We start from the raw sequence: 5,359 nt of genomic DNA on the forward strand, positions 1-5,359 counted from the left end.
CGATCCCGGTCGGCCACCGGCTCACCCCCGACGCCCCCCCGGTCAGCCTGCCGCTGCGGCTGCTGCCCCGGCACACGGCGATCATCGCGGGCTCGGGGTCGGGCAAGACCGTGCTGCTGCGCCGCCTCGTGGAGGAGGCGGCCCTGGCGGGGATCCCGGCCATCGTGATCGACCCCAACAACGATCTCTCGCGCCTCGGCGACCCGTGGCCGGACCAGCCGAAGGCCTTCACCCCGGAGGACGTGCGCAAGGCGGCGCTCTACGCCGAGCGGGTCGAGGTCGTGGTCTGGACGCCGGGCGTCCATGCCGGCAACCCGCTGTTCCTCGCGGTCCTGCCCGATTTCGGGGAACTCGGCGAGGATCGCGACGAGCGCCAGCAGGCGATCGAGATGGCGGCCGAAACCCTCGGGCCTCTGGCCGGCGCCAAGAACGCGCTGCAGCGCGGCGTGCTGGCGGATTCCCTGCGCCGCTTCGCGGAGCAGGGCGGCGGCAACCTTGCAGCCTTCATGGCGCTGCTGTCGGACCTACCCGACGGGATCAGCGCGATCGGCAATGCCGCCAAGCTCGGAGCCGGCATGGCCGACCAGCTCCACGCCGCGATCGCCACGAACCCGCTCCTGAAGGTGGAGGGCACGGTGCTCGACCCGCGTCACCTGTTCTTCGGGCGCGACCCGGGGCGCACCCGCATCTCGGTGATCAACCTGTCGGGCCTCGCCTCGGAGGCGGCCCGGGAGGATTTCGTGAACCGGCTGCAGATGACCCTGTTCGGCTGGATCAAGAAGAACCCGTCGCCCCGGGGCATGCTCTACGTGGTCGACGAGGCGCAGACCTTCCTGCCAGCTCAGAGGGCGGCGCCGAGCCTCGGCAGCGGCATCAAGCTGGTGGCGCAGGGCCGCAAGTACGGGCTCGGGATGATCGTGGCGACGCAGGTGCCGCGGGGCATCCACAATCAGGTGGTCTCGAACTGCACCACGCAGTTCTTCGGCCGGCAGAGCGCGCCCGCGACGATCGCGGCCGCCCAGGAGATTCTGGCGGCCAATGGCGGCGGCGGCACCGATATCGGCAAGCTCGGGGCGGGGGAGTTCTACTTCGCCACCGAGGGGTCCGGGCGCCCGGCCAAGCTGCGCACGCCGCTCTGCCTGTCCTACCATCCGGCCAACCCGCCGACGCCGGAGGAGGTCATCCGGCAGGCGAAACGCTCGGCCGCGTCGGCCTGACGGGTCCAGGATGGGGGTTCCAAAGGGCCGGGCCCTTTAGCGAGGTATCGGGGCGGAGCCCCGATGGCGTTGAGCGAAGACCGGGATCCCCATCGAGTCGGCGCGGATCGGGCTGCGTGCGGCCTCGCGAACGGCCCGGGCCACAGGACAAGCCTCATCCCGATCGAGGGTTGCCGAGGTGGCGCCGGGGTCCTGCGCAGATCACCACCTGGCGATTCCCGCCCGGTGTGGCGCGCGGCGCGCACAAGCGTAACTCGCTCAGGCTCCGCCGAAACGGTCCAACGCCATGTCCTCCATAGGCTCCGCCGCCTTCGCGACGCCCGCCCGCATGGCCGAGTTCCTGCGGGTGACGCTGGCCGCGCCAGCCGTGCGGTCGGTCACGATCGACCGGAAGCTGCGCGAGGCCGAGATCAGCCACGCGGACGGCAACCGGGGGGCGGTGATCGCGACGTACCACAACCGGCCGGCGGACCCGCTCGCCGGGGAGCGACCGGCGCGCCCTGATCGACGCGCGGCTCGACACCCATCTCGCCCTCTGGACCGAGCGCCTGTCGCGCTGGTTCGTCCCCGGGCGCCCCGAGGCGTTGCGGCTGTCGGAGCAGGTCCTGCAGGTGCGCGCCGCGGCCGTGACCCTCTGGGCGGTGCTCACCGACGGCGAGGTCAGCGTGTTCCGGGAGGCCCCGCCGGCCGTCCGGCTCCTCGTCGGCGCGCAGCGGCGCGCGGCGATGATCAGCGCGTTCCAGGCCGATCTGAGCACGGCGTTCGTGGGGTCATAGAGCGGAAGCGTAGCCGCAGATCCCGCGGCGGTGTGGCCGCTTTGTCCTTGCGCTCCAACCGGGTTTGCCAGCCCCTGGGTCCGTCGCAAAAAACGCGGAGCGGGCAGGGGTGGCACTGGGCGGCCGGGCGAACAATTTCGGGACGCTGCGCCTGCTGTTCGCGGCCCTGGTGATCCTCGCCCACGCCCCCGAACTGGTGGACGGGGACCGGTCGCGCGAGCTGCTGACGCGGGTCTTCGGCACCCTGTCGTTCGGCGAGGTGGCGGTCGACGGCTTCTTCCTCGTGAGCGGCTACCTGATCACCGCGAGCTACCGGGCCAAGCGCTCCTTCGCCGACTACCTGATGCGGCGGGTAAGGCGGATCTATCCGGGCTTCGTGGTGGCCTCGCTCCTGTGTATCGGAATCGTGGCGCCCTTGGCCGGGGGCGACCTCGCGGCGGTCTCGCTCCCTGAGACCCTGGTGCGGCTGGCTCTGCTGCTCATGCCGGTGGTCCCGGGCGCCTTCGCGGACCTGCCCTATCCGCTGCTCGACGGAGCGATGTGGACGATTCCCTGCGAATTCGGCTGCTACCTGCTGCTCGGCCTCGTCGGGACCGCCCGAGCCCTGCGGAGGCGAGGCCGCTACCTCGCGATGCTGGCGGGCTTGAGCCTCCTCCTCGTCCTGCGTTGGCTGTACCTGCCGATCGGGCATCCGGGCGACGGGCTCGGTTCCCTGTCGGAGATGATCCGGCTCGGCTTCGTGTTCGCCTGTGGCGGCGCCTTTCAGCTCTTCGCCGACCGGATCGCCTATACCGGCCGGGGCGCGGCGTTGGCTGCCCTGCTGCTCCTGCCGCTGCTGTTCAGCCCGCCGCTGGCCGAGCCGGCCTTCGCGCTGCTCGGCGGCTACCTGATCTTCTGGTTCGCCTTCGCGGTGCGGCCCCTCGCGCTCAGCCGCGCCACCGCGCAGGTCGATCCCTCCTACGGGCTCTATCTCTACGCGTGGCCGATCCAGAACCTGCTGATGGTATGGGTGCCGGGGCTCTCCCCCTGGACGGGGGCGGCCCTGACGCTGGCGGCCGCGCTGCCCCTCGGGATCCTGAGCTGGTATTGCGTGGAGCGGCCGATGCTCCGGCGCCGGCCGGACGCGGCCAGCCCCGGACCGGACGCCGCGCTGGCCGCCCTCGGTCGCTGAGAACCGGTAACCGCCCCCGCCCTCGCGCGTTGGCGACGAACCAGCAGGGCAGGGGGCCGGACATGTCCCAGACCATCGATCGCGGGACCCTCGACCGGCTCATCGCCCTCGGCCGGGACCGCGGGGAACTCTCGGCGGACGACCTGCGGGCCGCGCTGCCGGTGGAGCACCTGGACGTCGATGCCCTCGTCCTGGTGATGCTCGAACTGGAGGCCGCCGGCATCAGCGTCGAGCCCGAAGCCTTCGGGCCGCCCACCGACAAGCCGCTTACCACCGCCCTGACCCTCCCGTCGCGGGATCCCGGCCCCGTCCCGCTGGTCCGGGCGGCGCAGAGCGCGGACGCGGCGGCCTCAATGACGGATTCCGGATCGCGGCCGGCATCGCCGCCGCAGGCGGATCCGGACGACGGGGCGGGGGTCAACCGGGCCGTCGCCCTGGCAGGCCTCGCGACGCTGCTCGTCCTCGGGGCCGTACTGCTGCTGTTGTAAGGGAAGGCGGAACGTATCGGCCGGCGGGCCCGTTGGCCGGGGGCTGTTCACGGAAGATCCGGCACCATGCGCCAACCCCCTGACGGAAACACCCCTGACGGAACCTTGGCCCTGTTGATCGCGGCCCTGCGCGAGGGCACGGCCCATATCGAGGCGCTGCTCACGCTCGCGCGGACCGAGGTCGACGGCAATATCCGGGCGATCGTCTCGCTGATTGCCATCGTCGGGACGATCCCGATTCTCCTGATCGTGACCTTCTTTCTCGGGCTCGACGGCGTGGTGAAGCTGCTGGCGCTGCCGCTGGGCTCGGAGGCAACGGCGGCGCTGATCGTCGCCGCGCCCTTCCTGGCCATGGCGCTCTGGCTCGGCTGGCTCGGCACACGCCGGATGGCGCTCGCGAACCTCGAACCCTGGCGGACGTGGCGTCAGGCGAAGCGGACCGTCCGGGACGTGGCCCGGACCGGAGCCTGACGCCGGGCCTCAGCGCCCCCGTGTGCCGGTGGCTTTCGGGCGCAGGTGCAGGAAGCTGCGCTCGCCCGTGGCCGCCTCGGCCACGTGCTGGATCGTGTCGAGCAGGTCGGCCACCGCCAACGGTCCGGCGGGCCGGAAATCGGCCTTCGGCGCGACCCAGCGCTTCTGCGTGCGTCCCGCGGCGATCTGCGCCTCGCTCAGCGCGTCGAAGTCCCGGTGTCGCGTCACGGATCGTCCCTCCAAGCTCGGCTCGCGATGGGAAAATCTGCCCGGATCATGGTTGATGAAGCGTTAACGCCGGGATTTCCGTCCACTGGTGCTGGGTCGATCGGACCGGATGTCACAGGGGAGGAGCCACTCCGCGCCGCGTCCCGTGCTGGTTCATCCTGCACCACGCCTTTCCCAGACCGCGGGAGCTACAGCGGAACCTGATCCGGGATCCCGCAGACGAGGTGCCGCGCAGCGGCTCGATCGCCCTTGACTTGATCCCCGGCATCAACCCCTATAGTCAGCAAAAACTGAGGTCCATCAATAGATTAGTGTGATTATAAACTGCAGCCACCGAGTAGCCAGCTATTCCGCTGCCGGATTCCAGGCGTAGTCCCATGGCGGCAGGACAGGCCATCGGCGTCCGTGTCACCGATACCCTGGCGGCCTTGCGTCCGCTGACGCCGTTCTTCTGCCTGTACGTGACCTTCGGGGCGACGCTCGGCTTCCTGTCGGGCGGGGCGCCACTGATCCTGCGGGCGCGGGGCGTCGAACTGGCCGAAGTCGGGCTCCTGCAGCTCATCAACCTGCCGGTCGGGCTCACCTTCCTGTGGGCCCCCCTCCTCGACCGCCTGCACCTGCCGGTACTCCCCCACCGCATCGGCTGGATCGTGGCCGCGCAGGGGGTGACGGTGCTCCTTCTCGTGCTCCTCAGCCTCGGCGCGCAGTGGCCGCTCGCGGGACTCCTCGTCCTGGCGGTGGCGACCTGCGCCTGCGTGGCCACCATGGACATCGCCCTCGAAGCCCTGGTGGTGGAGACCGTGCCGGGGGAGCAGCGCGCCTTCGTGGCCTCGGCCAAGCTGTGCGGGGCCTCGCTCGGCGGGATCCTGGGCGTCGGCGTGCTGGTCGGCTCCTACGACCGGTTCGGCTGGCACGGGGCGGTCCTGGCCTGCGCGGCTTTGGACGCAATCTGCCTCGTGCCGATCCTGTTCTATCCGGAGGGGCGCCGCCGCGGGGCCGGGGGCCGGC

Annotated in this window: 8 protein-coding genes; 6 read left to right on the forward strand and 2 right to left on the reverse strand. The window is 71.3% G+C overall.

The genetic code is table 11. The annotated features are described in order from the left end of the window. A partial coding sequence (locus tag OXS49_RS32335) for an ATP-binding protein (protein ID WP_267428616.1) occupies positions 1-1,217 on the forward strand: 1,217 nt, incomplete at its 5' end. A gap of 258 nt (positions 1,218-1,475) precedes the next feature. Here the strand turns inward: OXS49_RS32335 and OXS49_RS32340 are convergent. Further along, positions 1,476-1,676 (reverse strand): hypothetical protein, encoded by a 201-nt coding sequence (locus tag OXS49_RS32340; protein WP_244008275.1) that lies wholly within the window; start codon positions 1,674-1,676, stop codon positions 1,476-1,478. Between the two features lie 125 nt (positions 1,677-1,801). On the opposite strand from OXS49_RS32340, the gene OXS49_RS32345 reads away from it, so the two are divergent. The 4 genes from OXS49_RS32345 to OXS49_RS32360 all read left to right on the forward strand — a co-directional run bounded on the left by OXS49_RS32345 (position 1,802) and on the right by OXS49_RS32360 (position 4,123). Further along, the gene (locus OXS49_RS32345) at positions 1,802-1,993 is read left to right on the forward strand and encodes a hypothetical protein (RefSeq protein ID WP_267428617.1); all 192 of its coding nucleotides are present in this window, start codon (positions 1,802-1,804) and stop codon (positions 1,991-1,993) included. A 109-nt stretch (positions 1,994-2,102) separates the two neighbouring features. After that, positions 2,103-3,164: an acyltransferase gene (locus OXS49_RS32350; protein WP_267428618.1), complete on the forward strand. Its 1,062-nt coding sequence runs from the start codon at positions 2,103-2,105 to the stop codon at positions 3,162-3,164. A 62-nt stretch (positions 3,165-3,226) separates the two neighbouring features. Further along, positions 3,227-3,652, forward strand: coding sequence for an RNA polymerase sigma factor region1.1 domain-containing protein (locus OXS49_RS32355; protein WP_267428619.1), 426 nt, complete (start codon positions 3,227-3,229; stop codon positions 3,650-3,652). Positions 3,653-3,718: 66 nt separating this feature from the next. After that, a complete protein-coding gene (locus OXS49_RS32360) occupies positions 3,719-4,123 on the forward strand; it encodes a phage holin family protein (protein WP_267428620.1) in 405 nt (134 codons plus the stop codon). Between the two features lie 9 nt (positions 4,124-4,132). Here the strand turns inward: OXS49_RS32360 and OXS49_RS32365 are convergent, their stop codons facing one another. Next, complete coding sequence (locus OXS49_RS32365; RefSeq protein WP_244008279.1) at positions 4,133-4,351, reverse strand: hypothetical protein; 219 nt, start codon at positions 4,349-4,351, stop codon at positions 4,133-4,135. A 377-nt stretch (positions 4,352-4,728) separates the two neighbouring features. Here OXS49_RS32365 and OXS49_RS32370 point away from each other — a divergent pair. Next, positions 4,729-5,359 (forward strand): MFS transporter (locus tag OXS49_RS32370; protein WP_267428621.1); only part of this gene is annotated, 631 nt, incomplete at its 3' end.

Source organism: Methylobacterium sp. GC_Met_2 (genome assembly GCF_026540795.1).
GTDB lineage: Bacteria > Pseudomonadota > Alphaproteobacteria > Rhizobiales > Beijerinckiaceae > Methylobacterium.